The sequence below is a fragment of the Cryomorpha ignava genome, from assembly GCF_010686655.1.
Classification (GTDB): Bacteria; Bacteroidota; Bacteroidia; order Flavobacteriales_D; family Cryomorphaceae; genus Cryomorpha; species Cryomorpha ignava.
This window is the reverse complement of record NZ_JAAGVY010000018.1, coordinates 16,915-42,300: the sequence shown is the minus strand read 5'-3', so window position 1 is coordinate 42,300 and position 25,386 is coordinate 16,915. Positions and strand designations below refer to the sequence as shown.

At 41.1% G+C, this 25,386-nt stretch carries 21 protein-coding genes and 1 tRNA gene; 7 read left to right on the top strand and 15 right to left on the bottom strand.

Annotation, left to right across the window (positions count from 1 at the left end; all coding sequences use genetic code 11):
* Nucleotide 1: 1 nt before the first annotated feature.
* On the top strand, nucleotides 2-133 hold the full coding sequence (locus G3O08_RS21495) for a hypothetical protein (RefSeq protein ID WP_262888952.1): 132 nt from the start codon (nucleotides 2-4) through the stop codon (nucleotides 131-133).
* Nucleotides 130-1,833: a sodium:solute symporter gene (locus G3O08_RS10840; protein WP_163285389.1), complete on the top strand. Its 1,704-nt coding sequence runs from the start codon at nucleotides 130-132 to the stop codon at nucleotides 1,831-1,833. The genes G3O08_RS21495 and G3O08_RS10840 overlap by 4 nt, the downstream gene beginning before the upstream one ends.
* A gap of 113 nt (nucleotides 1,834-1,946) precedes the next feature.
* Here the strand turns inward: G3O08_RS10840 and G3O08_RS10835 are convergent, their stop codons facing one another.
* From G3O08_RS10835 to G3O08_RS10810, 6 genes are all read right to left on the bottom strand, one after another.
* Nucleotides 1,947-2,768, bottom strand: a complete 822-nt coding sequence (locus tag G3O08_RS10835) for a DUF2911 domain-containing protein (RefSeq protein WP_163285388.1) — start codon at nucleotides 2,766-2,768, stop codon at nucleotides 1,947-1,949.
* A gap of 37 nt (nucleotides 2,769-2,805) precedes the next feature.
* Nucleotides 2,806-4,041 (bottom strand): ATP-dependent Clp protease ATP-binding subunit ClpX, encoded by a 1,236-nt coding sequence (clpX, locus tag G3O08_RS10830; RefSeq protein ID WP_163285387.1) that lies wholly within the window; start codon nucleotides 4,039-4,041, stop codon nucleotides 2,806-2,808.
* Between the two features lie 32 nt (nucleotides 4,042-4,073).
* Nucleotides 4,074-4,739 (bottom strand): ATP-dependent Clp endopeptidase proteolytic subunit ClpP, encoded by a 666-nt coding sequence (clpP, locus tag G3O08_RS10825; protein WP_163285386.1) that lies wholly within the window; start codon nucleotides 4,737-4,739, stop codon nucleotides 4,074-4,076.
* A 44-nt stretch (nucleotides 4,740-4,783) separates the two neighbouring features.
* Nucleotides 4,784-6,136 (bottom strand): trigger factor, encoded by a 1,353-nt coding sequence (gene tig / locus G3O08_RS10820; RefSeq protein ID WP_163285385.1) that lies wholly within the window; start codon nucleotides 6,134-6,136, stop codon nucleotides 4,784-4,786.
* 367 nt (nucleotides 6,137-6,503) lie between these two features.
* Nucleotides 6,504-6,998 (bottom strand): peptide-methionine (S)-S-oxide reductase MsrA, encoded by a 495-nt coding sequence (msrA, locus tag G3O08_RS10815; protein WP_163285384.1) that lies wholly within the window; start codon nucleotides 6,996-6,998, stop codon nucleotides 6,504-6,506.
* 112 nt (nucleotides 6,999-7,110) lie between these two features.
* Nucleotides 7,111-7,192, bottom strand: a tRNA-Leu gene (locus G3O08_RS10810).
* Nucleotides 7,193-7,397: 205 nt separating this feature from the next.
* Here G3O08_RS10810 and G3O08_RS10805 point away from each other — a divergent pair.
* From G3O08_RS10805 to G3O08_RS10795, 3 genes are read left to right on the top strand one after another with little or no spacing between them, the layout of a single operon-like run.
* Nucleotides 7,398-8,291 (top strand): flavin reductase family protein, encoded by an 894-nt coding sequence (locus G3O08_RS10805; RefSeq protein ID WP_163285383.1) that lies wholly within the window; start codon nucleotides 7,398-7,400, stop codon nucleotides 8,289-8,291.
* Between the two features lie 13 nt (nucleotides 8,292-8,304).
* Nucleotides 8,305-8,679 (top strand): DUF3127 domain-containing protein, encoded by a 375-nt coding sequence (locus tag G3O08_RS10800; RefSeq protein ID WP_163285382.1) that lies wholly within the window; start codon nucleotides 8,305-8,307, stop codon nucleotides 8,677-8,679.
* 22 nt (nucleotides 8,680-8,701) lie between these two features.
* Nucleotides 8,702-10,090 (top strand): TIGR00366 family protein, encoded by a 1,389-nt coding sequence (locus G3O08_RS10795; RefSeq protein ID WP_163285381.1) that lies wholly within the window; start codon nucleotides 8,702-8,704, stop codon nucleotides 10,088-10,090.
* Here the strand turns inward: G3O08_RS10795 and G3O08_RS10790 are convergent.
* The 3 genes from G3O08_RS10790 to G3O08_RS10780 are packed head-to-tail and all read right to left on the bottom strand — an operon-like array spanning nucleotide 10,087 to nucleotide 13,326.
* A complete protein-coding gene (locus G3O08_RS10790; protein ID WP_163285380.1) occupies nucleotides 10,087-11,304 on the bottom strand; it encodes an ABC transporter permease in 1,218 nt (405 codons plus the stop codon). The genes G3O08_RS10795 and G3O08_RS10790 overlap by 4 nt on opposite strands.
* Nucleotides 11,295-12,398, bottom strand: a complete 1,104-nt coding sequence (locus G3O08_RS10785) for a glycosyltransferase (RefSeq protein WP_163285379.1) — start codon at nucleotides 12,396-12,398, stop codon at nucleotides 11,295-11,297. Before G3O08_RS10785 ends, G3O08_RS10790 begins: the two co-directional genes overlap by 10 nt.
* The gene (locus tag G3O08_RS10780; protein WP_163285378.1) at nucleotides 12,385-13,326 is read right to left on the bottom strand and encodes a hypothetical protein; all 942 of its coding nucleotides are present in this window, start codon (nucleotides 13,324-13,326) and stop codon (nucleotides 12,385-12,387) included. The genes G3O08_RS10785 and G3O08_RS10780 overlap by 14 nt, the downstream gene beginning before the upstream one ends.
* Before the next feature lie 20 nt (nucleotides 13,327-13,346).
* Here G3O08_RS10780 and ruvC point away from each other — a divergent pair, with 20 nt between their 5' ends.
* Nucleotides 13,347-13,898 (top strand): crossover junction endodeoxyribonuclease RuvC, encoded by a 552-nt coding sequence (gene ruvC / locus G3O08_RS10775; RefSeq protein ID WP_163285377.1) that lies wholly within the window; start codon nucleotides 13,347-13,349, stop codon nucleotides 13,896-13,898.
* Nucleotides 13,899-13,900: 2 nt separating this feature from the next.
* Here ruvC and G3O08_RS10770 read toward each other — a convergent pair whose 3' ends face one another.
* The 6 genes from G3O08_RS10770 to G3O08_RS10745 form a co-directional block, all read right to left on the bottom strand.
* Nucleotides 13,901-14,290: an HIT family protein gene (locus G3O08_RS10770; RefSeq protein WP_163285376.1), complete on the bottom strand. Its 390-nt coding sequence runs from the start codon at nucleotides 14,288-14,290 to the stop codon at nucleotides 13,901-13,903.
* 1 nt (nucleotide 14,291) lies between these two features.
* Nucleotides 14,292-14,765 carry a transcription elongation factor GreA gene (gene greA, locus G3O08_RS10765; protein ID WP_163285375.1) on the bottom strand — a complete coding sequence of 158 codons (474 nt, stop codon included), beginning with the start codon at nucleotides 14,763-14,765 and terminating at the stop codon, nucleotides 14,292-14,294.
* A 96-nt stretch (nucleotides 14,766-14,861) separates the two neighbouring features.
* The gene (locus G3O08_RS10760) at nucleotides 14,862-15,929 is read right to left on the bottom strand and encodes a PorV/PorQ family protein (protein ID WP_163285374.1); all 1,068 of its coding nucleotides are present in this window, start codon (nucleotides 15,927-15,929) and stop codon (nucleotides 14,862-14,864) included.
* Nucleotides 15,930-15,960: 31 nt separating this feature from the next.
* Nucleotides 15,961-20,352 (bottom strand): T9SS C-terminal target domain-containing protein, encoded by a 4,392-nt coding sequence (locus G3O08_RS10755; protein WP_163285373.1) that lies wholly within the window; start codon nucleotides 20,350-20,352, stop codon nucleotides 15,961-15,963.
* A gap of 35 nt (nucleotides 20,353-20,387) precedes the next feature.
* Nucleotides 20,388-24,152 (bottom strand): TonB-dependent receptor, encoded by a 3,765-nt coding sequence (locus G3O08_RS10750; RefSeq protein WP_163285372.1) that lies wholly within the window; start codon nucleotides 24,150-24,152, stop codon nucleotides 20,388-20,390.
* 279 nt (nucleotides 24,153-24,431) lie between these two features.
* Nucleotides 24,432-24,746 carry a hypothetical protein gene (locus G3O08_RS10745; RefSeq protein ID WP_163285371.1) on the bottom strand — a complete coding sequence of 105 codons (315 nt, stop codon included), beginning with the start codon at nucleotides 24,744-24,746 and terminating at the stop codon, nucleotides 24,432-24,434.
* A 16-nt stretch (nucleotides 24,747-24,762) separates the two neighbouring features.
* On the opposite strand from G3O08_RS10745, the gene G3O08_RS10740 reads away from it, so the two are divergent.
* On the top strand, nucleotides 24,763-25,191 hold the full coding sequence (locus tag G3O08_RS10740; protein WP_163285370.1) for a Rieske (2Fe-2S) protein: 429 nt from the start codon (nucleotides 24,763-24,765) through the stop codon (nucleotides 25,189-25,191).
* The last annotated feature ends 195 nt before the right edge of the window (nucleotides 25,192-25,386 follow it).

The window sequence follows — 25,386 nt, the reverse complement described above, 5'->3', positions numbered from 1 at the left end:
TATGGAGGATCATATTGACAAGAAGGAATTGCCATCTGACAAAACAAACTGGAAAAAAGTTTACCTGCTGGTAATAGGCTGGTTTGCGCTATTTACTCTTTTTATGTACTTATTTACAGTACTTACAGCATGAGTGGATTAGACTATGCCGTAATGCTTGGTACGCTTTTGACAATTGTGATTTACGGCACCCTGAAAACACGAAAAAGCAAAAATATTGAAGGCTATTTTCTGGGTGATAATAAGTTAAAATGGGGTACTATTGGTCTTTCGGTCATGGCGACTCAAGCCAGTGCTATTACGTTTTTAAGTACTCCGGGTCTGGCATTCGAATCGGGGATGGCATTTGTGCAGAATTACCTCGGATTGCCGATTGCACTTATAATTATCTCTATAGTATTTATTCCAATTTATTATAAGCTCAAGGTTTATACCGCTTATGAATATTTGGAGAGGCGATTTGATCTTAAAAGCAGATTGCTGGCGGCTTCTCTTTTTCTCATTCAGCGCGGGCTGGCGGCAGGAATAACGATTTATGCGCCCGCAATCGTACTCTCATCAGTACTAAACTGGAACTTAACACTAACGATTTTAGTTGTTGGTGTTTTAGTAATTATCTATACCGTTTCCGGTGGTTCTAAGGCGGTAAGCCTTACCCAGAAATGGCAAATGGGAATTATCCTTATCGGGATGGGAATTGCCTTTGGTACTATAATTAATAATTTACCTCAAGGTGTGGGTGTGATCGACGGACTAAAGCTGGCGGGCAAAATGGGTAAAACGGACGCTATAAATTTTAGTTTCGACGTTAAAGAGCGCTACACATTCTGGTCCGGAATAACGGGAGGTTTGTTTCTCGCACTATCTTATTTTGGCACTGATCAATCGCAGGTGCAGCGGTATCTCGGTGGCAGCAGCGTTCGCGAAAGCAGAATGGGGCTGATGTTTAATGCCGTTCTGAAAATTCCAATGCAGTTTTTTATCTTGCTAACGGGGGTTCTGGTATTTGTATTCTTTCAGTTTCAGCAGCACGACGTACTTTTTGACAGCACTTCTTTAGGGCTATTAGAAAATACCGAAAGCAAAGGACAACTCGATGAACTACGATCGGAACACTATGCAAATCACGATAAAAAGGAAGCTGCTTCGTATGAACTTATAAGTGCGATGGACAATGGCAATGAAGATGCGATAGATCGGGCAACGACTAATCTTAGAGAGCTTAATGCCGAAGGCAAATCACTGCGCAATGCAGCAAAGGAATTGGTTATTTCCGAATTTCCGAATAACACACAGCGCGATTCAGATTACGTGTTCATTACCTATATTCTCAATTTCATGCCGGCCGGTCTCATAGGGCTTTTGCTGGCAGTAATTCTCTCGGCGGCTATGTCGAGCACAGCGGGAGAGCTTAACGCTTTGGGATCAACGAGCTCGGTAGATTTTTACAAGCGCGTAATCCAACCCGGGAAATCAGAAAAACACTATTTAATAGCTTCAAAGTGGCTTACCGCTCTGTGGGGAGCCATAGCTTTGGGGTTTGCACTAACAGCAGATTTATTTGAAAACCTGATTGAGGCAGTAAATATTTTGGGAAGTATTTTTTATGGAACTATCCTTGGAATTTTTCTGGTGGCTTTCTTTTTCAAATTTGTAAGAGGCAGAAGTGTATTTATAGCGGCGCTTCTCGCTCAAATTTCGGTAATCCTGACCTTTATATTTTTCAGTGAATATATCTCTTACTTGTATTTCAATATTATAGGTTGCGGCCTGGTAATTCTGTTTGGAATACTCTTTTCGGCTATTGAGAATCGAAAACCGGTAGTTGAATAAGAAAAGATAATCTGAAAAAAGTCTGCCAGGTTTGGGACGCCAATAAAGTTAAGAGCCAAAAAAAAGCTACCTCGGTTTCGAAGCAGCTTTTTACATAAAGTATTATAAGTTGATTACAATTCAGAAATCATCTTTTCATTTAATTTGATGTAGTGATCATAATTAGCTTCTTGGGCTAATTTCAATGACTCTTCTGCTGCAATCTTAGCGTTCTTTTTGTCTCCATTGGCCACATAAGCTTTCGCAAGAGTGTGCGTATTCCAGAATTTCTTGTTCAAATCTGTTGATTTCTTAGCCATTTCAAGCGCCAGCTTATTATTTCCTGTTTCAAGGTAGTAATTTGCCGCTTCGCTGTACAATGAAAACTCACCTTCATACTCTTTAAGTTTAGCATCATAATTCATTTTAACAGCCTCATCAGTCATAACCTTTACAGGAACAACAAAACTGCGATCTGCCCATCTGAACATGATGTCTGAACCGCTTGGCGTTGTGTTGGCAAACGTAAACTGCAGGCGCTCCATATTTTTTTCGCTAGTGTTAAATGGAACTTTTACTCGTGCAACATCCTTCGTTTCATCATAGCTTCCACCAGAAGCATTCTCATCTGAATTAAGGATAAAAGTAATATCCTTTTCAGCAGGGATTGTGAAAATAGAGTAAGAACCAGCTTCTACTACCTTATCTCCAACCATAAATTTATCAGAGGCCGTGAGTTTCGTTGCACTGTTTGCTCCTGTTCTCCAAAGCTCGTTATTTGGCAACATCTCACCAAATACTTTGCGCTCGCGCACTGCAGGACTGCTGTACACAATTTCCATTTCATTAAGGCCTACCACCTGATACACTTTAGCGAGTGGGCTTGGTTGTGGGAATGTCTGTGCATTTGCTCCAAAAGTAAAGGCCATCATGGCCAAAATCAATAGTTTTTTCATTTTTAAGGATATTTGTTTAGTGAATTCTACTCGATTATCAAGCAGCTTTAAGTTGAGAAATTTTTGATTTACTGAATTTTTCATTTGCGTAATCTACCGTTACATTAAATGCTTTCATCTTGTTGTCTGATGGAAGTTCAAACATCAAATCGGTAAGAATAGCCTCGCAAATTGAGCGCAAACCCCGCGCTCCAAGTTTATATTCCATTGCCTTGTCAACAATAAAATCAAGGGTTTTCTTATCGAATGAAAGTTTAACCCCATCCATATCGAAAAGCTTGACATATTGCTTAACCAATGCATTTTTAGGCTCTGTAAGAATTCTGCGCAAGGTTTCTTTATCTAAAGGGTTGAGATAACTCAAAACCGGAAAACGACCAATCAGCTCTGGGATTAACCCAAAAGATTTCAAATCTTGCGGTGAAACATATTGAAGAATGTTCTCCTTATCAAAATTATCATTTTCAACGCTCGAGCTATAGCCAATAGTTGAACTCTTTACCCTTCTTTCAATAATGCGCTGGATACCGTCAAAAGCACCTCCGCAAATAAATAGAATATTCTGAGTATTTATCTGAATAAGCTTTTGCTCGGGGTGTTTTCTACCCCCTTGCGGCGGCACATTTACCTCAGACCCTTCGAGTAATTTAAGCAACGCCTGCTGCACACCTTCACCACTTACATCTCTCGTAATACTGGCATTATCGCTTTTGCGGGCTATTTTGTCAATCTCATCTACAAACACAATTCCTCGTTCTGCCAGCGCTACGTCATAATCTGCAGCTTGCAAAAGTCTAGACAAAATGCTCTCCACATCTTCGCCAACATATCCGGCTTCAGTAAGAATTGTAGCATCGGCAATACAAAATGGCACATTAAGCATTTTTGCTATCGTTTTGGCCATTAAGGTTTTACCGGTACCGGTCTCTCCTACAAGTACAATATTCGACTTTTCAATCTCCACTTCATCATCGTCTGCTTTTTGGAGCAAACGCTTGTAGTGATTATACACGGCCACGCTTAGTACCTTTTTGGCCTGATCTTGTCCAATTACATAATTATCCATGTAATTCTTAATCTCGTAAGGCTTCTGAAGCACCAGATTTGATTCGAGCTGTTTTTGTGCTTTTTGTGCAATCTCCTCTTTAATAATGCTCTGCGCCTGTGTAATACAATTATCGCATATATGGCCTGTCACACCTGCGATTAGCACGTTCACTTCACTTTTTCCGCGTCCGCAAAAAGAGCATTTTATTTCCTTCTTATCTGACATAAGTCATTTTTATCAATTGATTAATCGTGCAATTATTTCGTATTTCTTACGAGCACTTCGTCAATCATTCCGTATTCTTTTGCCTCTTCTGCGCGCATCCAATAATCCCGGTCGCTGTCTTCGTTTACCTTTTCGTAAGACTGTCCGCTGTGTTCGGCAATAATATCGTAAAGTTCTTTTTTCAACTTAATAATCTCACGTGCAGTAATCTCAATATCAGATGCCTGACCTTGAGCACCACCAAGAGGCTGGTGAATCATAACACGCGAATGCTTTAGTGCAGTTCGTTTACCCTTGGTGCCAGCACATAGCAATACAGCACCCATAGATGCAGCCATACCTGTACAGATCGTTGCTACATCAGGAGCAATATATTGCATAGTATCGTAAATACCGAGACCCGCATAAACAGATCCTCCCGGAGAATTCAGATAAATCTGAATATCTTTTTTAGGGTCAGTACTTTCCAAAAACAAAAGTTGCGCCTGAATAATATTTGCTACCTGATCGTCTATTCCTGTGCCCAGAAAAATAATTCGATCCATCATGAGTCTCGAAAATACGTCCATCTGCGCTACGTTAAGCTGGCGTTCCTCTATAATATAGGGAGTTAGATTTTTTACGTAATCGTTAAGATATAGACTGTTAATTCTGTGATGCCCGGTGGCATAGCGTTCAAATTCTGATTTATTTGCCATAAATTTTTTCTATTCTACTTTCTTAAAATTTGATAGTCAGAAGATTATGCCTTATTGGCCATCTCCACAAACTCGTCGTAAGTTACAGGTTTTTCCTTTACTGTGGCGTTTTCACGAATGTATGCAATCAATTTTTCATCGTAAAGCATATCGTAAACCTTGCGCGACTCATCCTGATTTGACAAAACGCGAAGAGCCGTTTGCTTTAGCTCCTCTTCTTCTGGTGCAGGCATGCCGTATTGAGCGTATTGGCTGATCATTAGTTGTTTCGTGCGCTCAATAACTTCATCACTTTTTATTTTAATTGCTTCGTTTTCTACGAGTTTATTAAAAATCAACTGCCATTGAAGACTTTTTTGGTATTGATCATAATCGTTTTCTACCTCTTCGGCCGTCACAGGCTTCTCATTCGTCATGCGTATCCATTTTTTCAGGAAGGCATCGGGAAGTGAAGGATTGTAATCTGCAATAAGTTTATTTGTAATGTCTCTTTTAAAAAGGCGCTCGCTATCGGCCACAAACCCTTTTTCGAGGTCTTTGGTTATTTTTTCACGAAACTCCTTTTCGTCTTTTACTTCTCCTTCACCAAAGATTTTATCAAAAAACTCCTGATTTAATACGGCAGGCTCCAGATGCTTGATTTCACGAATCATAAATTTGAAGTTTGTATTGATATCGTGAACATCGTGATGGGCAACACCCAGCATTTTAGCTAAATCGTCGTGACCGCGAGATACTTTGTGTGGATCTACCACAACATCATCACCCGCTTTTTTATCTAAAAATTTCTTTTGCTCGGCCTTATCAACAAACTCAAGCGAAACAGTGGCCTGGTTCATAATCCCACCTGGCACAATTTCATCATTCTCATCAAGCTCTACAAAATCGCCAACAAGCATATCATTTGCTCCGGCTTTCATGGCTTCAGACATTTTGCCGTAGCGGCGTGCAACATTATTAATCTGCTCATCGAGCATTTTACCTTCTACTTTAATCGTATGGAAGTCAAATTTATCTTTTTTAGATATCTCCACTTTCAGTTCAGGAGCCAGACCGAGTTCGTAAACAAACTCAAAATCTGCCGGATTATCCCAATTGCCCTGCTCTTTATGAGACTCACTGGGAATAGGACTTCCAAGCACCTGAAGCTCTTTATCTTTAATGTACTTCTGAATGTTTTCGTTCAGCACTTTATTTAGTTCTTCTACCAGAAGAGACCTACCATAGCGCTGCTTTACCATGCCCATTGGCACCTTACCGGCTCTGAAACCGGGAAGCGTAATTTGCTGTCTATATTTCTTAAGCGCACTGTCATATTGAGCTGAATAGTCGTTCGGCTCCAATTTTATTTTCAACAATGCATTTTGGCTGTCTATCTTTTCTTCGGTAATATTCATATTAACAAGTAGTTAAGGCTTTGAAATTTCCTTTTTATTTTGGGATGCAAATATACGTATTTGTTACGAAACTAGGCTAGTACAAAAAGCCTATAAATGAAAAAAGCCCCAATTTGGGGATTTTTATAATTTGACTTTTGAAAATAAGGGCGCAAATTAATTCTGAGTTCAACACAAGGACTGATATCTAACTAACTTATGCCTTTATTTTTGAAAAAAACTTTCATTACTGGTTCAGGCAGCAGCCATTTTTATTGCCCAATCCTAGCACTAAGTACAAGTCGGACCAAATCTGGATTAATCAAAAGCAGTCATAAGTTTCTTTTTTACAAGAGCTAAAATTTCAATAAAAGCGCAGTGACGCCCCCTAAACAAAGCTTTCTTCAAACCTCTCAAAATGACAGGTATAACCGTTAGGTTGTTTGACCAAATAATCTTGATGCTCTGGCTCTGCAGGCCAAAATTTTGTGAATGGCTCTAATGTGGTTACAACTTTACCTTCCCATTTCCTAGAGTCATCAACGATCTCTATCATCTTTTTTGCATCCCTTTTTTCATCTTGATTCTGAAAAAATATGGCAGACCTATAACTTGACCCTCTATCATTTCCTTGCCTATCTACTGTAGATGGATCGTGAATTCTAAAGAAATAGTCTAATATGATATTGAAGGAGGTTTCATTCGGGTCATAAGTGAGCTCAATCCCTTCCGCGTGTCCCGGATGATTTCTATAGGTGGGATTTTCATTGTCTCCACCCAGGTAGCCAACTTCCGTATCTTTTATTCCCGGTCTAACTCTAAATAAGTCTTCCACCCCCCAAAAACATCCTCCCGCAATATATGCCTTTTTATAATTTTTCATTTACTCCTTTTAAGCGGTTAGTTTACTTGTTGCGCAATTCTTAAAACATCTGGTACAAAAATACAACAAGAAATGACTATAAATGAAAAAAGCCCCAATTTGGGGCTTTTAGTGCGGATGGAGGGACTCGAACCCACACACCTCACGGCACCAGATCCTAAGTCTGGCATGTCTACCAATTTCATCACATCCGCAATAGGTGATTTTTGAAAGCGAGGGCAAAGATAATGAGATAATGTTATTCTCAAAATTATTTTTTTGAGCCATCAGCATAATTCACTAAGTGAAAATATTTGCATTCCTAAAAACAAATAACTTTTCCACAATAGAGGCAATCAAAACCGCTTGAGCACTGATTAAGATTCTAAAGTTTTTACCTTTGCAGGAAATCCACTTTTAATGCAAAGTTTCAATCCGTCTGACATTTCTGTATCTAAATTGCATGGCTTAATGCTGGGCGTTATTGGCCCCAGACCTATCGCTTTTGCCAGTACAATTGATGAAAATGGAAAACCAAACCTTGCACCTTTCAGCTTCTTTAATATGTTTAGTGCCAACCCGCCGATTTTGATTTTTTCGCCGGCGCGAAGCGGAATAGACAATTCTACAAAGCATACGTATCAAAACGTAAAAGTGCATAAAGAGGTGGTTATTAATATCGTCGATTTTGCGATGGTTCAGCAAACCTCCCTTGCAAGTACGGCTTACCCAAAAGGGGTTAACGAATTTGAAAAAGCAGGGTTTACAATGCTCCCTTCCGAAAAGGTAAAACCTTTTAGAGTAAAGGAATCGCCGGCACAATTTGAATGTGTGGTAAAAGAAGTGGTAGAATTGGGAACAGAAGGTGGCGCGGGAAACCTGGTAATTTGCGAAGTGGTAAAAGTGCATGTGAGAGCAAATTTGCTAGATGAAAACCTACATGTAGATCAGGAAAAAATAGACCTGGTGGGGCGTATGGGTGGCGCTTATTATTGCCGCGCAAATGGCAACGCTCTTTTTCAGGTTGTCAAGCCAATCTCCAAATCAGGAATTGGTGTAGATAAAATACCTGAAGACATAAAAAATAGTAGTATCTTGAGCGGTAATGACCTCGGCCAGCTCGGAAATGTTGAAGAATTGCCAAATGAGACCGATGTAAATGAATATCGACTCACTGAATTGAGCCAGTGTTTTGTTGATAATGAAGATGATCCAAATACGCTCGAAGCAGTGCTTCACAATAAAGCAAAAGAATTAATTACAGGTGGTAAAATAGATGAAGCCTGGATGACCTTATTAAGTTTTAACAATTAAAAATCAAGACATTATGTTTACAATTAATGGAAAGCTCATTGTAAAAAATGACGCAGAGCAAATCACAGATTCTTTCAAAAAACGCGAGTTTGTAATTTCAGATGATGGAAGTCAGTACCCGCAAGAAATTATGTTTCAATTGGTTCAGGATAAATGCGACCTGATTGAAGCCTACAATATTGGCGATGAGATAAAAGTAAACTTTAACCTTCGCGGAAGAAGATGGGAAAATCCAAAAACAAACGAAACCAAGTTTTTTGTTTCTCTGGATGCGTGGCGCTTAGAGAAAGTTTCACAAGAATCTGCAGCTAATAATCTGCCACCGTTGCCTACGCAGGAGCCTGCTCATGCTGGAAACAACGATGACAGCGATGATTTGCCGTTTTAATCTGAATCTGATTTTTGCCTAAATGTCGTTCTCTCAAAAGTTTGAACGACTTTTTCACAATGTGTTGCCCAGCCCGTTTACTCTGGCCGTTGGGCTCACATTTTTTGTGCTTCTGGTAGCCTTTCTTTTTTTCAAACCTACAGACCAGGGTTTCTTAAATCATGGTGTTGATATACTCGTATATTGGTATCGGGGTATTTGGAATGGCCCATTTTTGGTTTTTGCATACCAAATGATTCTCATCTTAGTATTGGGGCATGTATTGGCGCTTACAAAATCGGCGAGCCTCCTTATTGAAAAAGCCGCGAGTTACTGCACAACTACAGCTCGGGCTGCCGCCATAGTTACAGCGTTCAGCGTTATACTGGGACTTTTAAATTGGGGGTTGGCTTTAATTTTCGGTGCAATTTTCGCCCGAAAAGTCGCCGAGTACGCCACCAAAAAAGGATTTAGAATCAACTATCCGCTTATTGCCGCGAGCGGATACGTGGGTTTAATGGTCTTTCATGGCGGAATATCGGGAAGCTCGCTTATTAAAGTGGCTGAAAGCGGACACCTTACTAATTTAATGCAGGGCAATGCTGCATTCGCCGGAATTGTGTTGCCCGATATTGTGGGTTTTTCAGAAACTGTTTTTTCACCAATGAACATAAGCGTGGCACTGGCACTTGTAATTATTTTGCCCTTTAGTGCTTATGCTCTCGGCAAAAACGCCGTGCCAGCTCCTTATCAGCTCAAGCGTTTTCATTCCACCGCCGAGACCGGAATGAAATCAGGATGGGCTGAACGGTTTGATGATTATCAATTTCCCGCCTTATTTCTGGGTTTTCTCGCATTAATGGCCGCTGCAATTGTAGCCACCAATTCTATTGTGAACGGAAATGCCAACTTTGTAGATCCCAATTTTCTAAATCTTATTTTTCTCGCGTTTGGATTAATCGGACACGGCAGTTTATCGAAATTTGCAGAAGCGGTAGGCGAGGCAATTACAGGAGCTGCCGGAATTTTAATTCAGTTTCCTCTGTATTTTGGAATTATGGGTGTAATGCAACACTCGGGAATTGTATCGGGAATTTCTGAATTCTTTGTATCCATTTCAACAGCTCGTACTTATCCGATTTTCACCTTTTTCAGCGCTGGTTTTATCAATATTCTCGTTCCCAGTGGTGGCGGGCAATGGATGGTGCAGGGGCCTATCATTGTAGAGGCCTCAACAAAATTGGGCTTACCTCTCGGCAAGAGCATTCTCGCCATGGCCTACGGCGATCAGATTACGAATATGATCCAACCCTTTTGGGCGCTACCACTTTTATCAATTACAGGTTTGCGCGCGCGCGATATTCTGCCCTATACCCTTTTCTTTATGATAATCGGGTCTGTAATATTTCTTACCGCGCTTCTGTTTTTTTAAGCCGTAAATCGTGTATCGAGGCTGTCGCGCAAGCCATTGCCTATCAGCATAAAAGCCAATACGAGCAAAGAAATACAGAGACCCGGTAAAATGGCCAGATAAGCCATATCGGTGGTAATATATGCGTAATGATCTTTTATCATCTGTCCCCACGAGGCCATTGGAATTTGTGCGCCGATTCCCAAAAAGCTCAAACCAGCTTCAAGCAGTATTGCCGATGCGAAATTAGCAGCAGAAATTACGATTACCGGCCCCATGATATTGGGTATTATATGTCGGGAAATAATTCTAAAAGTGCTGTATCCCAATGCTCTGGAAGCCTCAATATACTCCATGTTTTTTAGCGAAAGCACCTGTCCGCGCACCACCCTTGCCACTTCAACCCACATGGTGAGACCTACTGCTATAAACACCTGTACAAACCCTTTTCCAAGTGCGAATGTAATGGCGATAACGAGCAATAAAGTGGGGATAGACCATACCACGTTAATTATCCATGTAATAAAATCATCAATCCAACCACCAAAATATCCGGCAATGGCGCCCAGTGAAATTCCAAGCAGGAGCGATATCAAAACCGAAATGAGCCCCACCGAAAGAGATACAATCGTTCCAGCCATTAGTCGGCTAAGCATATCGCGACCAAACTTATCCGTGCCGAACAAATAGCGTGTGGTGCTCAGGTTGTTTGTAAGAATTTCGCTTTCGAGATGGCTTCTTGTTGCTGAAATCCTTTCGCCTGATACTGAATTTGCAAAGATTTCTTCGCCGCGCTGGTTTAGGGTTGCGATGTCGATAGGTTCTACAACATCGAGCAAATTAAAGGCAAAAGGCTCTCCCCTCGCCTGGTCTGTGCCCCCATAAATATATCCCGAAATAGAGTCGCCCGAAAAAGAATAGGAATGAATCGGAATGATGCGGTGCGGGTTTTCTTTTCCTCCAAAGAAAAATTGTTTGAGGAAACCCTCATTCGCAACTTCGGCGTTTTTGCGCACCTGGAGTGTTTTCACTGAAAAGTTAATTCCCTTTTTTGCAAGTGATACCTGTTGACTATTGGCATTTTTGGTAGAATCTGGTCTTATGGCTCCACCCAGAATGGCAATAAGTGTTGCCATAGCAAGAATATAGAGCCCCGCAACGGCCATTCGGTTTTGCTTAAAGCGCAACCATGCCAGCCTCGACGGCGAAATGTTTTCTTTTGAATCTATTTCCATTTTGGTTTGGCAAAAGTGCCGAAAATAACGAGAGCCAAAAGATAAAAAGGATAAATAAATATTGCCGGCAAAATATAAGGCCACAAATCCCGTCTTTTCAATTTTGCGGAAATAAGAGCGAGATAAACGATTTCTGCAATAATAATCATCGCAGCGGCAACTAATGTAAGAAACCCAGCCATTGATTTAAAAAGAAAGAATAAGCCAATTAAAAACAGAATCTGGGCAAAAAGAACCGTCCATGCTATAAATTGAAACCAAGCATTTTTTATTTTTCCGGTTTTCGAAATCCATCGCAAACGCTGATACCACAGGGATGCAGCCTGTTTCGGAAAATGTACTTTGGTAAATAAACTCGCATTCTGCACCGTAGTAATAGAGTTTGCGCCAAACATTTTGGCAATTGCAAACATCGCAAATACATCATCTCCCCCAGGCTCTGACCAGTCATTGCGCTCTTTAGCGCTTTTCAGAAATGCCTCGCGTTGCATCAACATGCAAGCGGCATTTGCGAGAAGTGGTTTGTTCGCTTTCGCGGAAGCGAGACCTGCAAAGTGCAAACTCAAAAAATCCAGATCAAAAAACGACGCTATTGCACCCATTCTTTTTGACGGTATAATTGGTATAAGCAGACATTTCGCTCCTTTTGGAATCAACCTAACCCCACTAGTAAACAACAATTCCGACGGCTCGGTATCAGCATCCATTATGAGTACCCACTCTGTTTCTACACGCTTTATTGCTTCTCTCCAAACAGCTTTTTTTCCGGTAACCCCTTTAATAGGCGGGAAAAGTTTTATTTGAGCAGGGAGTTCTAGCTTTTCCAAATCGGTAGCAGACAAATCTGTAGAATGATCGTTTAAAAGCCAAACGCAAACGGTTGGATTTAGCTTTAATTTAGTGGTCAATTGCTTGATCAGATGGGGCAAAACGGCCTTTTCATTTTTAAAAGGTATGAGAATGGTAAGCCCGTTTAATTTATCACTGGGAATTTCCTTTGAGCGACATCCATGAAATAGTAGGAAAATCAGAATACTCACAAAAATGCCGGCGATTAGAAAAAACGCCAATCCATAAAGATCAGCTGATTCCAATAAGCCTGGTCTTAGTAAGTTTCATTTTCAAGAGTCCCATTAAAACCGGAATTCCAATATTCGCCACCCATACGATTAAAGAAGCGACGGCAGCGAGCATAGGTTCAGGTAAAAACGCACCAAAAATAAAAATAGCAAGAACCTCGCGAATTCCCAGTTCGCCCATGGCTGTAAAAGGCAAATAACTCTGGCAGAAATAAAGCAGAAAAACACCGGTATAGCACATCCATATATCGCTGGTAAATCCTACGCAGTACAAGGCCAGGACAAACTGAGTACTGAAAATGGCGTATCTGCCAATTGCCCAAAACCAGGCTTTAATTAAGATAGGCGTCTTTATAGATTTAAGATGCTTCAGCACAATTGCGATATGGGGTTTAAGCGGCTTTTTAAACCAAAGGAATAGAGCTGCCAAGGCAATAGAGGCGATTACGATATAAAAAACCTGAGGCCATAGCTTTGCTAAAGAAGCTATTTGAGGAAGAATTGGATAAAAAATGAAACCGATCGCTCCGGCTAAAAGTGTAACGGCGCCCTGAATACCTGAACCTGCAAAAGTCATTAGAGCACCCTTTTTGCGCGCCGCTTTTGGGAGAGCCGCAGATCGCCCCGCAAACTCACCGAGCCTGTTTGGCGTTACAAATCCCGAACACATTCCTAAAAGAATACCTGTAAATGCCGTTTTTGGTTTTACCACAGGCGAATTAATCAATGCAGTCCACTTTCGCATTTCGAAATATAGATTTACAAAGGTAAGTGATGTGATAAGTATAAGCACTGTGGCATGATCGCGAAGGAGCTGCCACGAAAAAATCTCAAAAGAGCTTATATTCCGCCAAAATACGTAAGCCAGAGTTCCCAAAATAATAGCGGGAATTACCAGCTTAACTTGTTTACTTTGCAGCGCTGTAGAAACAGTTTTATACATTTGAGGCTAAAGGTAAAATATTGTCGGCAGAACGCATCATTTTAGGAATTGATCCCGGGACTTCAGTTATGGGTTACGGCATAATACTTTGCAAGTCTAATAAAATGACTTTGATAACTCAAGGGGTAATAAAGCTGAGCAAATACGCTGACCATGCATTGCGCCTAAAAATAATTTATGACAGGGTAATCAGCTTAATTGATCAGTACAATCCTGATGAATTGTCAATTGAAGCGCCATTTTTTGGTAAAAACGTTCAGTCAATGCTCAAGCTGGGTCGCGCACAGGGGGTTTCGATTGCGGCAGCATTAAGCCGCGAAATTCCTTATACAGAATATGCTCCGCGCAAAATAAAACAAGCTGTAACCGGCAATGGTAATGCCAGCAAAGAGCAGGTTGCTAAGATGATTCAATCTTTGCTAAGCATGAAAGACCTTCCGGAGTTTCTGGATGCTTCTGATGGATTAGCGGCAGCTATATGCCATTATTTCCAAGGTGGGGCTAAGACCAGTGGATCGGCCGGTTCGTGGAAGGCATTTTTAAGTCAGAATCCAAAACGTAAGATAAGTTAATCTCACGCATTTCTGATTTTTGCTGCAATCTCTGCCAGCTCATCAGCCTCAATGCTTAATTTAGGCTTGGCAAAGTTCATATCGCTTACCGAGTTGATTGGAATTAAGTGTACATGCGCGTGTGGGACTTCTAATCCTATAACGGTTACACCAATCCGCTCGCACTGCACAACTTTCTCCATTTTCTTCGCAACGCCCTTTGCAAAGACCATCAGCTCACCTAAAAGTTCGTCAGGAATATCAAAAATATAATTTATCTCTTCCTTTGGAATAACCAGTACATGACCTTTTGCCAAGGGGCTAATATCCAAAAAGGCCAAAAACTTGTCATTCTCTGCTACTTTATGAGAAGGGATTTCACCTGAGAGGATTTTGGTAAAAATTGAAGACATATTACCTTGTAATTTCTACAATTTCAAACTTCACTATTCCAGAAGGAATTTCAATTTCTACTACTTCACCTTTTTCTTTTCCGAGTAATCCTTTTCCAATAGGCGATTCAATAGATAACTTTTTGCTTTTAAGATCAGCCTCATTTTCTGCTACGAGCTGATAATCTACCATCATATTATTATTGAGATTTTTTATTTTAACCTTGCTCAATATATATGCCTTTGACGTATCCATTTTAGATTCGTCAACCACACGGGCATTTGCAATTACATTATCTAATTTTGAAATACGTGCTTCCAGAAGCCCTTGCGCCTCTTTCGCAGCATCGTATTCTGCATTTTCAGAAAGATCTCCTTTATCGCGTGCCTCAGCGATTTGTTTAGATATAGAAGGTCTATCAACAGTTTTCAACTTGTGAATCTCGTCTTTAAGCTTTTTTAGCCCACCTTCTGTGTAGTAGTTAATTTGCGACATAATAAAATGAATTAAGGAAAGGTATATACATGCAAAAAAGAGAAAACCCACGAAGGGCTTTCTCAATTTAATACAAAGATAGAACTATTTTAAATCTTATTCAGAACTACCGACATGAATTCTTGCTCCAATTGCATGGGTTCCGTTAAACGGCTGAGAAGCACGGTAAGAATAATCAAGTGCTATACGTGTTTTATTAGCTCCAAAGGCAAATTGCAAACCAGCACCGGCAGCAAAACCAGTATACACAAATCTTCTGTCTTCGTCACTTGTAATGTTTGGCTCGTAGTGGTATCCAGCTCTTAGAAACAACATTTTCTTAAAGTCATAGGCAGCACCAATCAGAAAATTATCTTCTGTAAAAGAATTGGCTATAAAGGTACCGTGCGCTGTAAGATTGTGATCTTCGGCAAGTAAAAAGTCATAGCTAAATCCGATAGCTACCAATGACGGAAGCTCGTAATTTTCACTTCTCAGCTCTGCCGTAAGCGGATATTCTTGTGTAGGTGACTGAGTATCAAAACTAAGTCCATCTCCGCTAAACGACATTGGAGGACCAACGTTTTTAAGGGTAATTCCAAATTTCACCTGATCGCGGTCTCCGGTTATATATTTAATACCTGCGTCTATTGCAATACCGGTAGATTTAAGGTCGGCAACGCTTTCATTAAGCACTTTTAATGTAAGCCCACCATAGATACTATTGGAAAAAGCCTTGGAGTAAGATAGGCCTATATTCACCATATTCACATTAAAAGTGGTGCCATCACCATCGGGCGAGTTTGTCGTCGTTCTTCGGATATCACCAAAGTTGTATGCACTAACCGATACTCCAATTGCACCTGTTTCGCCAATTCGCTGTGCCAGAGCAACTGAATTGATTGACACATCTGAACCTGACAGATAATTTACATTGGTAAAAGCCACTTCCGTTTTTTCAACAAAAGCGAGACCCCCAACATTCAGGAACATAGATTCAACGGGTGTACCATCGGCCATATTGGCTCCAGCCAGTCCATTGCTCCGCGCCCAAGGGTTAATTAGAAGCTGCATTCCGCCGGCAGATCCTGCACGATCGGGATTGCCTGCAAAGGCAGTTGAAACTGTAAGCAATGAAGTCGCAACGACAAAGGCTTTTACTATATTTCTAGAAATGTATTTCATATTTCGACAGTTAATCGCTGTAGTTGTATTTTTAGAAGTTTCTTAGGTCGGTAGGTCGCGTAGCAGCGAAGAATTTAAGTACTCTTTCGCCAAGACCCGGTGATTGTACATGTATTAAGTACATACCTCCACTAATTGGAATAAAGCTCTCATTTTGTAAATTCCACTCCAAATAAGTATTCGGATTATCCTTTTCAAATACATTGATAAGCGTTCCATTTATGGTAAAGATTGAAATTTTACATTCAGGAGGAAGGTTTACAAATTTCACTCTATTATCAACCCTGCTTTGCTCATAAGCCGAGTAAGCGTAGTATGGGTTTGGAACTATATCAATCAGATCAAGCGCTGTTGTACCTACTTCTGTTTGGTTTCTAAGCGTTTCACTGCCCTCTGTTGAGAACGCGTATTCAGGATACCAGAAATTGGAGCTAAGATTGTAATTCGTAGTTGGAAGCGGCTGAGGCATTGAAGCATCTCCTAGCTCGTCTCTAACGGTAGCATACGGCGAGTAAGGCTGCGCCACATGAGCCGAAACTTTAACATTACCGGGCACAAGGCCTTCTTCGGGCGATAAAAATTCAAAGCCGTTGGCAAGAAGCGGGAAACCTACCCATGCAAATGCTCGATACAAACGGTCAATTTCATTAGAGAACGTAGGTTTCTCAAACTCAGTCATTACATCGTAAACTGTTTGACCTCCATCATAAGCAGGCATCGCCTGACGTGGATCAGGACTAGTTTTCAAACTCTCGTCATATTTCTTGTTGCGGAAAGTATATATGTAGTGTTCGCCACCAACAATAAACTGATCATTGAGCTGTGTAGTAACTCTAGAAGTCGGGTTCCACAACATGTCTCTTCCGTTGTCACCAGACAGGTATGAGTTTTCACCAAATCCCATATTCAGGCGTTCACCGCTTTCGGGAGAAATAGCATACCCCGGAAAGTATCCCATTCCAAATGACAAGCCAACCAATTGATCGGCACTTTGAATTTCGGTGTATTGACCACTTACAAGTGCAAGAAATGCCATGCGCTTGGCTTCGGTCCATCCAAATACTTCTTCTTCTGTAAGCACTTGCGCACCATTGTATGTACATTCATCAATATTGGCTCCGGGCTCAAGTTGATTTCTACCGTTTTTATCTACCGATAAAGCACCACGCAGCTGCATTTTCTTCTTCTCTAACTGTGCAAATTCCTTTTGGAATTGCATTTCGAAAACCGGTACACGACTCCATCTACTCTTATCTTGAGTAATGAAAATATCAACTGATTTTGTTAAGCTGAGATCTTTCGCATCTTTAATTACAGCTGCCGAAGCTTCGTTCGAGAATGGTGCAATACCGCAGTCATACCCGGCAACCAAACGCGCCGGAGCAAATGTACCACCCACAACATCTTCAAATATTTGAGCGTTATCAATCCCTCTATAGTCATTAAATACAGATGGATCTGTTGTACCATCAGGCAGAAGGAAGCACGGGTCACCTGAATTAGTTTCAGGAGTAACAACGTTAGAGCCTGATCTAATCCAATTAAGCGGATTAGCGCCTTCCTGATCAGCAACGCCTGCCAGCCAGCCATCGGGGCCGCTTGTAAACTCAATGCTATTTCCAAGTAGAAGCGGATACCGCTTAATTTCGTTAGCACTTAATTCTCTGTTTACAATATCGTATTCATATTGACCAACAGATACAGATATACCATACTCGGGTACAATTTGCTCGCTCTGGGTTTGAATAGTCGTTTCACTAAAAATGGTATCTCCAGGATTATTTGCATCTACCATATACCAGCTGGAAGTATTAAAATCGCCTATATAACCTTCTCCACTCGGGTCTTTCTCGTTGTAAAATCGAAGTGTAAAGTTCGCCGGTTTAACATTTAACGGATCAATTACTCGGACATTTATAGGGCCTTCGCCCGGCTCATATGTAAGTTGATCAGCTTTAAAAGGAGCCTCATCCATTATGGCATCTACCGTCTCTTTTGTAAGTACAAGGTTGTTATTACCATTCCCTGTTCCCTCTAAGCGTGTAATTTGAACTCCATCACCATATTCAGCGTTAATCACTGTACCAAACTGTTCTGGTACAGGCTTGTGAGGAATAAGGGTGATAGCCTGAATATCGCCAACAGCACCTGATCTACCACGTAAATATGGTCTCGCCTGACCTGAAAGTATGTTTGGATCAGGATTATAAGGTTCATACTCGTTATATCCATACGCAATCGCAAGAAAATAATATTTCTTGAAATTGATCAAGCGCGTATCTCCAGAGGCAAACTGATCTGTTGTAACTTGATATGAATGTCTAATCCCTTCATTGGCACCGTTCACCATCTCTCTTGGAACCGGCAATCCTATGTCTTGCTGTAATTCGTAATTAATGATTTGCCCAATAGCTTCACCACCGTTTTTAAAATCACGTATATCTGATTGAAAGATTCGGCGAGCCAAACTCTGGTCTTCTATATCTGATACAGAAACTCCGGAATTTTTCAATTGATAAACCTCATATCCCTGAAATCTATAGAACTGGTCATTCGCTTCACCTTCTGTGTTTTGCGGCGGTATAGTTGGATCTAGTTCTGTATATTTTTCCTGGTTATTATTACTCAAAGGACTCGTATTTCTGAGATAAAGAATCAGTTCTCTATCTAGTTCCTGACCTGTAAGATCAGGAGCATCAGGCCCATCGAGCAATCTAAAACAGTTGTCAAACAGAGACTGTGCTTTGTCATCTGCCTGAAGTAGTTCGGTAACTGACGCAAACGGACCACCATTAGAGGCGCGAGCGTAAACTACCCCAACAGTAATATTGTTAAACTCACCCGGGTCGAGCGTAAATGGCCCGGCCGATTGCACAAAACGTCTGTCACCGGCCTCATTTCCTTCATTCTCTTCAGTCCATCCACCCGTTTCAGGATAGTTGGGATCTACTCCTTCAGTACCCCAGTGAAGTGGGTCTGTATCGCCGGGAAACATGAAATCTGCGGTAAGACAAGCCTGGCATGTAGGGTTATAACCTGTACCACCAAAAGTCATTGGCGTACCATTTTTCCAAATTCCGCGCATCATATTGTAATACTCTACAGCATTTTGCGGATCCTGAGTAGGAACCGGACCTGATGAATTGTTGTGAAAAAGGAATCTACGCATTCCAAAGCGCTCATTGTCAATAATTGTATCAATTCCATTTGGCAATAAAGAATCAAGCGGATTTCTATAACCTAAACCATTTAAAGCTTGCCCTTCGCCTATACCATAAGCATTGTTTATTCCATCGGGATCTTGATACGGTCCTTCAAAGAAATCTACTCCAATAGCAGGAGGCTGTGTACCATAACCGGGACCAACCGACGATCCTTCATCATCGTTATCTCCATTGTAAGAATAACCGAGACCTCTCATTACATCACAACCAATAAAGTCGTCTTGCGGATTTCCAAGATCAGTATCTACCCATTGGGCAAAATAAGTATCTTCAAGTGTTAAGGTACCACGGTTAATTAATACATAGTTAACGAATGTCATATTATTGATCTCATCATTGGTAGTAAACCCAAACATCTGCGCCTGAATTTCCATTCCGATCGGATCACCATTCGATTCTGTGTGTACGTTTCCTTTATCGTTAAATACCCAATACATGGTAAAGTCACCAAAAAGTGGAACAGGATCTGTTACCAGTCTGGTTCTACAATCAATTTCCTGATCTAAATCGTAAAGCGGGTAATCTCCCAAAAGTGGTTCATACAAACCGGGGGTAGTAACAATCTCTCCGGTTTCCGGATCGCGCAAATCTCCAAATGGAGCTATAGTCGGGCTTTGACCCAGGTTGGCATCACCCTGCGAAGGCCATTCCAAAATTTCTGTCGGTATCTGGTATCCATTTTCAAATAGCGGATCTGTTGTTGGATCTACACCAGAGTTTAGTAGTGTAAAATAATATCTATGGGTTTCGACCATCTGCCTTGACATGAGGAAAAAACGATCCCATAACTGACAAGTAGCTTCGTCAATAGAAGCCGTACCGTCAACAGAAAGTGGGCCTGGCCAGAAATCGTTTCCGTTTTGGCGAAAGCGAATTGCCGCAAGTTTTAGATTTCCTGCAGGGTCTTCACCACCCATCCACAAGGCACCTGCAAAAATAGCGTGGTTGCCTTCGTTTGCCGGAACTTCATAATAAGGCTGGCCATTTCCACGATCATACCAGGTATTACCGCCTGTTTCCGCAGATGTTCGTACGTTATTTACGAAAAACTCGGTAAGTGTTTGAGCGGGTGAACATCCGGCAGCTTTGGCTTTTACACCCTTATTTGAGTTCGATTTCGGACCCATATATTCTCGTGCCTGAGTGGAGTTTACGCTAACTGTGAGCAGAGCTGCGATTAATAAACTGTAATTAAACACTCTCATAAGTTATTTATAATTGAATTTCAATAATATTAAAAGTCTAATCTTACCCCAAGCTGAATGGTGCGTGGAGAAGAATAATTAAATGGTGTAGCAACCTTTAGCGCATACATATCTCTAAACGACTGCGGGTCTATTTGCGACTCAATACCAGGAGCAAACTGAGGAGAGGCAAGATATCCATCATCATCAGCATTACCAGTATATCTATATACACCAAAAATGTTTTGGGTGTTGAGTAAATTGTTAATTAGTAAGTAAACATTTAGTGAAGCTTGTTTTTGCTCTTCGCCTTCTTTGCCAAATTTCAATTGAAATGACTTATCAATCTGAGCGTTGATTCTAAATTGAGTGGGAAGTCTGGAACCATTTACAGTACCTTCAAGCTGTGGCGAACCTGCGGTATTAATAAATGCCTCACCGGTAGCGCGCTGCTGCTGTGAATACGGTGTACCTGTACCCAAGTTTCCAACTAAATTTAGGCCGGCATTTGCAAAAATTTGGCTTCCGCCGATGGTGGGTCCGTTATAATCTTTACCAGATCCATAACGGTAATCAAATGTTCCAACAAAAACGTGGCGCTGATCACGATCGGTAGGGAAGATAACCCGAAGGTTAGGCTCGCCTGAGTTTACAAGGTTAAGCGATGATCCAGCGCTTGAACCAGTGGCTGAAGCAAACTGCAACGTATAAGCCAAACGCAAAGTGATGTTTCCTGTTCTACGCAAATCATACGTAAGTGTAAGTCCTTTTGTAGTACCAAAGTCAAAATTGTCGAAAGAGGTATAAGTAACCGGGAAAGCTTCGAGCAATCTTCGCGCCTGAATTTCATCGCGGGTTTCGCGATAAAAAGCTGATATTTTGAGCGAAGAGCTCCTGGAAAGCACTTGCTGGAAACCCAGTTCATAATCGATTGTTTTGGTAGGTCGAAGATTTGGATTATTAACCGCGCGATTTCCCAAGTTCTGAATAAACAGATAATCTGCCGGATTGGTAATATTTTGGCCTGTTGGTCTTTGCGTAAGGATATCGTAATGTGCAAAGAAAACAGCTTCATCAGAAATCGGGAAAGAGAAAGAAACCCGTGGCATAACATTAATTTGCGGCTTGTAATCCTCGAAAGCATCGCTCGTTAAATTTTCACCAACTGCACTAGGATCGCGAAGTAAAGGTGCTATTCCAGACGCTGTTTTAATGGCTCTTGGATCAGAAATAACAACACCCTGTGCATTATACCAGGTTTCGTCGTCGCGATACCCATTTATTGCGGTAGGATTTTGTAGGTCATTTACATACACCACCCAGTCGTCGCCAACATTATTAGGCAATTCTCCAAAGAAGAGATTTGATTCCGGATCGGCATTTCTAATTTCGCCTGCAGTGCGTGCATCACCAATTACATATTTATCCTTTAGTACAGACTGGTTTGCGTCAAAGCGGTCGATGCGAACCCCAACGTTAAAGATAATGTCATCAAAAGCAAACTTGTCCATAATGTATCCGGCAATATAAACCGGCTCAAATGCAGCAATTGGTCTTGTAAGCACCCCGTTTTCGTCTCTTTCATTAAAGAAATCTACAATTGTTGGGCGGCTTCCCGTCAGCACATTGCCTTTGTAGTCATACCCGTAATAATTTACCAGCGAAGAAGTTCCACCCTGACGCAAAAGCTCATCGGCGCTGAACATATCTAACTCAAAAACATCGGGATCAAGACCATCGACGTTTATAAGTTCACTTCCATTGGGATCCATACCAAGGGAAATCCGCAGATTTCTATCAAAAGTAGTTTGGCTTGCAAGATCATTGATGCGGTCATAAGTAAAGAAAGTAGTCCCGTTAACATCAAACTGGTTTGCAACAGATGATTTATCAAATTCCTGAAGGTGGCGATTGGCAAGACCGCGAGCTTGGATCCACAACTCAATAGGGTTGGCACCAAAATTACGCTCAGTATATTGTTCAAATTCAAAGCCAAGAGTAATTGCATGGTCGCCTATATCGGCAGAACCTGAACCTGTAATTCGAAACTGGTTTTGATTAAAGAATGCATAATTGTTATACGGCCGACCTATTGCATTGTAAAGTCCATAAACGCTAGGAGCAGCCTGTCCATTTATCAAACCACCTGCGGCCTGAATATCGTTCAGTGTTCTAGGCACAAATCCCAACTCGTTGTAATAATTGTAAAGTGCAGATGTATATGAAGCCAAATCGCTGTTCACCTCACTAGGTGTAAAAGTAGTAGCAATCTCACGCAAACCTTCCTGATAAAATCCAAATGCTGAGGTATCCTGTCTAAAACGATAGTTAGGTGCAGTCTGTGTTTCAAAACTGCCAACATATCCATAATTAAATAGCTTGTCTTTGTGAATTGGATCCTGGCGTACACGCTCTCTGCGGCTATAATCTACCATTATGCTGTAAAACGCATTCTTTATAAGGCCTTCTTCTTCGCCTTGAACGGCATCAGAGTTAAACCGCTGTGTAAATCTACCAAACGCTCTCCAGGTTTGATCTGTGGATTCACCATTGTTTTGTGCGTTCAGCAGGCTGTTTTCATAGTTGTATAAATTATCTTTTTCCCAGTCGTATGTACCTCCGAAAGACACATCAAAATTCGGCGCTGTAGCCACATCAAATTTTAATGTTGCCGAGACTCCTTGTTGTCTATCATTTTGTCTCGCAGGTACTTCTTCCCAATCTGAAGAATTTAGAAATTCAGAATTTGAAATTCCCTGAACAGAAGGACTTACTACCGTTGCGTTAACTAACTCACCCTGATCATTAATATAAACGTCTGCGGAAGGGTTAACATCGAAATTAATTAAACTAAAATCCAGCGGATTGTTAACCAATTGATCTTTTACCGATTGTTTAATTCTATAGTTACCAATGGTCGGTCGACCATCCAAAAAGTCCCTGTAGTTCCCTGATGCAAAAAATCCGATAAGAGGTTTGTCTTTGTTTCCTTCGGCGTCTTTTTTCCAAATAAGCGGGCCTGAAATAACACCTTCTACCTGCGTTTGTGAAAAACGGTCGAGACCAATTCCGTCTCCATCTTCATTTGCAAAACCCGATGTTAGTACATCGATACTACCAAAGTATTGGCTGCTGGCACCACGCGTAGTAATCGCAATAATACCACCGGTGGCGTCACCGTAGTTGGCCGGAATACCTCCTGTTAAAACAGATACCTCTTCAATGGCGGCTTTAGGCAAGTTGCTTGAGCCCCTTACCTTAATTCCATCTATATAATAATAGGTGTTGTCTGTTCTGGCTCCGCGAATTGAAATATCTCCACCGCTGGTTTCCTGCACTCCACCAACGGTTGCAGCGATAGAAGTAGCAGACCGACCGGGCATACGCGCAATATCTTCGCGGGTAACAGTACCCCCGGTAGAACCTCCATCTTTATCAATAAGCGGAACAGAATATTCCACTACTTCAAATTCGGTAAGTTTAATACCAGAATCCATATCGATGTCCAAAAAGGTAATTTTGGAGTTATTAATGATCACTCCTTCAATTCTCTTAGCGTTGTAACCTACGTAAGAGATTAGAACATTATACGATCCCGGCGGGATCGGTTTGATGGTGTAGTTCCCATCAAAATCGGTTGACCCACCGGCAACCTGCTGGTCGCCGCTCTGTAAAACGATGTTAACAAAAGGTAGGGGTTCCCCTGTTTCAGAATCGGTAAGCTTCCCTTTTAGTGTTCCCGCACCAACCTGTGCGAGTAAAGAAGAAGTAGATAACAGGAATACTAAACCCAGTAGGTAGAGATTTCGCAACATATAGTATAGTTTACGTATTTTTAACTTTTTTGCAACAAGGCGGTAAATATATAGATTTTTAACCCACCTAACCAAGACCATTTGAGAAACGGTTCAAATGAATTTTATCACTCCTCTTACAATCCTAACATATTACACTCCTCATTTTACTAAAAATCGAGTTACCCTTTTCGGCTCAATAATAGGCTGTTCGGTATGTAAACATACACATAGACTTTAAATTACAGCATGAATCCTTAAACAGAAACTTCACGTTTTTATCAAGTTAGGAGGCCCCTTTTAATGTGGTTTTTTTGTAAACAATCTTTCAAAAAATGATTTTTCATGCTTTCCTTCCTTGCGTCTGCGCATCTTTTTGCGGTTTTTCTTCATTCGTTTCTGTGTTTCTTTGGTCTGTATCTTTACATGCTTTTCACGATCCTCACCCATTTTTTTACTAAGCTCTGCATCGCGGTCATCCTGCAATTGAAGAAATTCCTTACGTTGTTTCTCTACCGATTTTTGCTTTTCCGGCTTTTGTGCATGTGCTGAAGCAGCAAAAACAGTAAAAAAGATAAAGAGTGAAATAATGAATGTATTTTTGCGTTTTATCATCTTGAAATAAACTTTCGTGAAACGTACGATTTATTTTTCTCTTATTTTATTAACGGTCGCCTTTGGTTGCAAAAAGGACAACAGCGATGAATTGCAAGTTCCCAGGGTTTCCACAGACGTAACAATTAACATTAACCTTCCCGGATTCAGTGCTTTGGCAAATCCCGGCGGCTGGGTATATGTAAATGGCGGATCGCAGGGAATTATTGTGTACAGATCATCTATTGATGAATTTTCTGCTTTTGACAGGCACTGTACCTATCAGGTAGAAAAACGCTGCAAGGTAAATGTTTTAGATGGAACCATAGCCGAAGATGAAGAATGCTGCCACTCTACATTTGAGATAATAACCGGAACTCCGGTTTCTGGCGAAGCTACACGCCCCCTTCAATACTTTAATACACAGTACAATCCAAATGCGAATTTATTGAGGATTTATAATTAGTTTTTGGTGTTTGGTGTTTGGTGATTGGTGTTTGGTGATTGGTTTTTGGTGACCAGTATTCTCGCAATGCGAGCGTGGGCGAGCGCAGTCGCCAAGCTTTTTAGCTTGGGGACGACTCAAGCGGCATCTTGCCGGGTTTCCTTCTATAAAATTCCTTACAAGAAGCCAAGAAATAATCCGCGCCGACTTATGCAC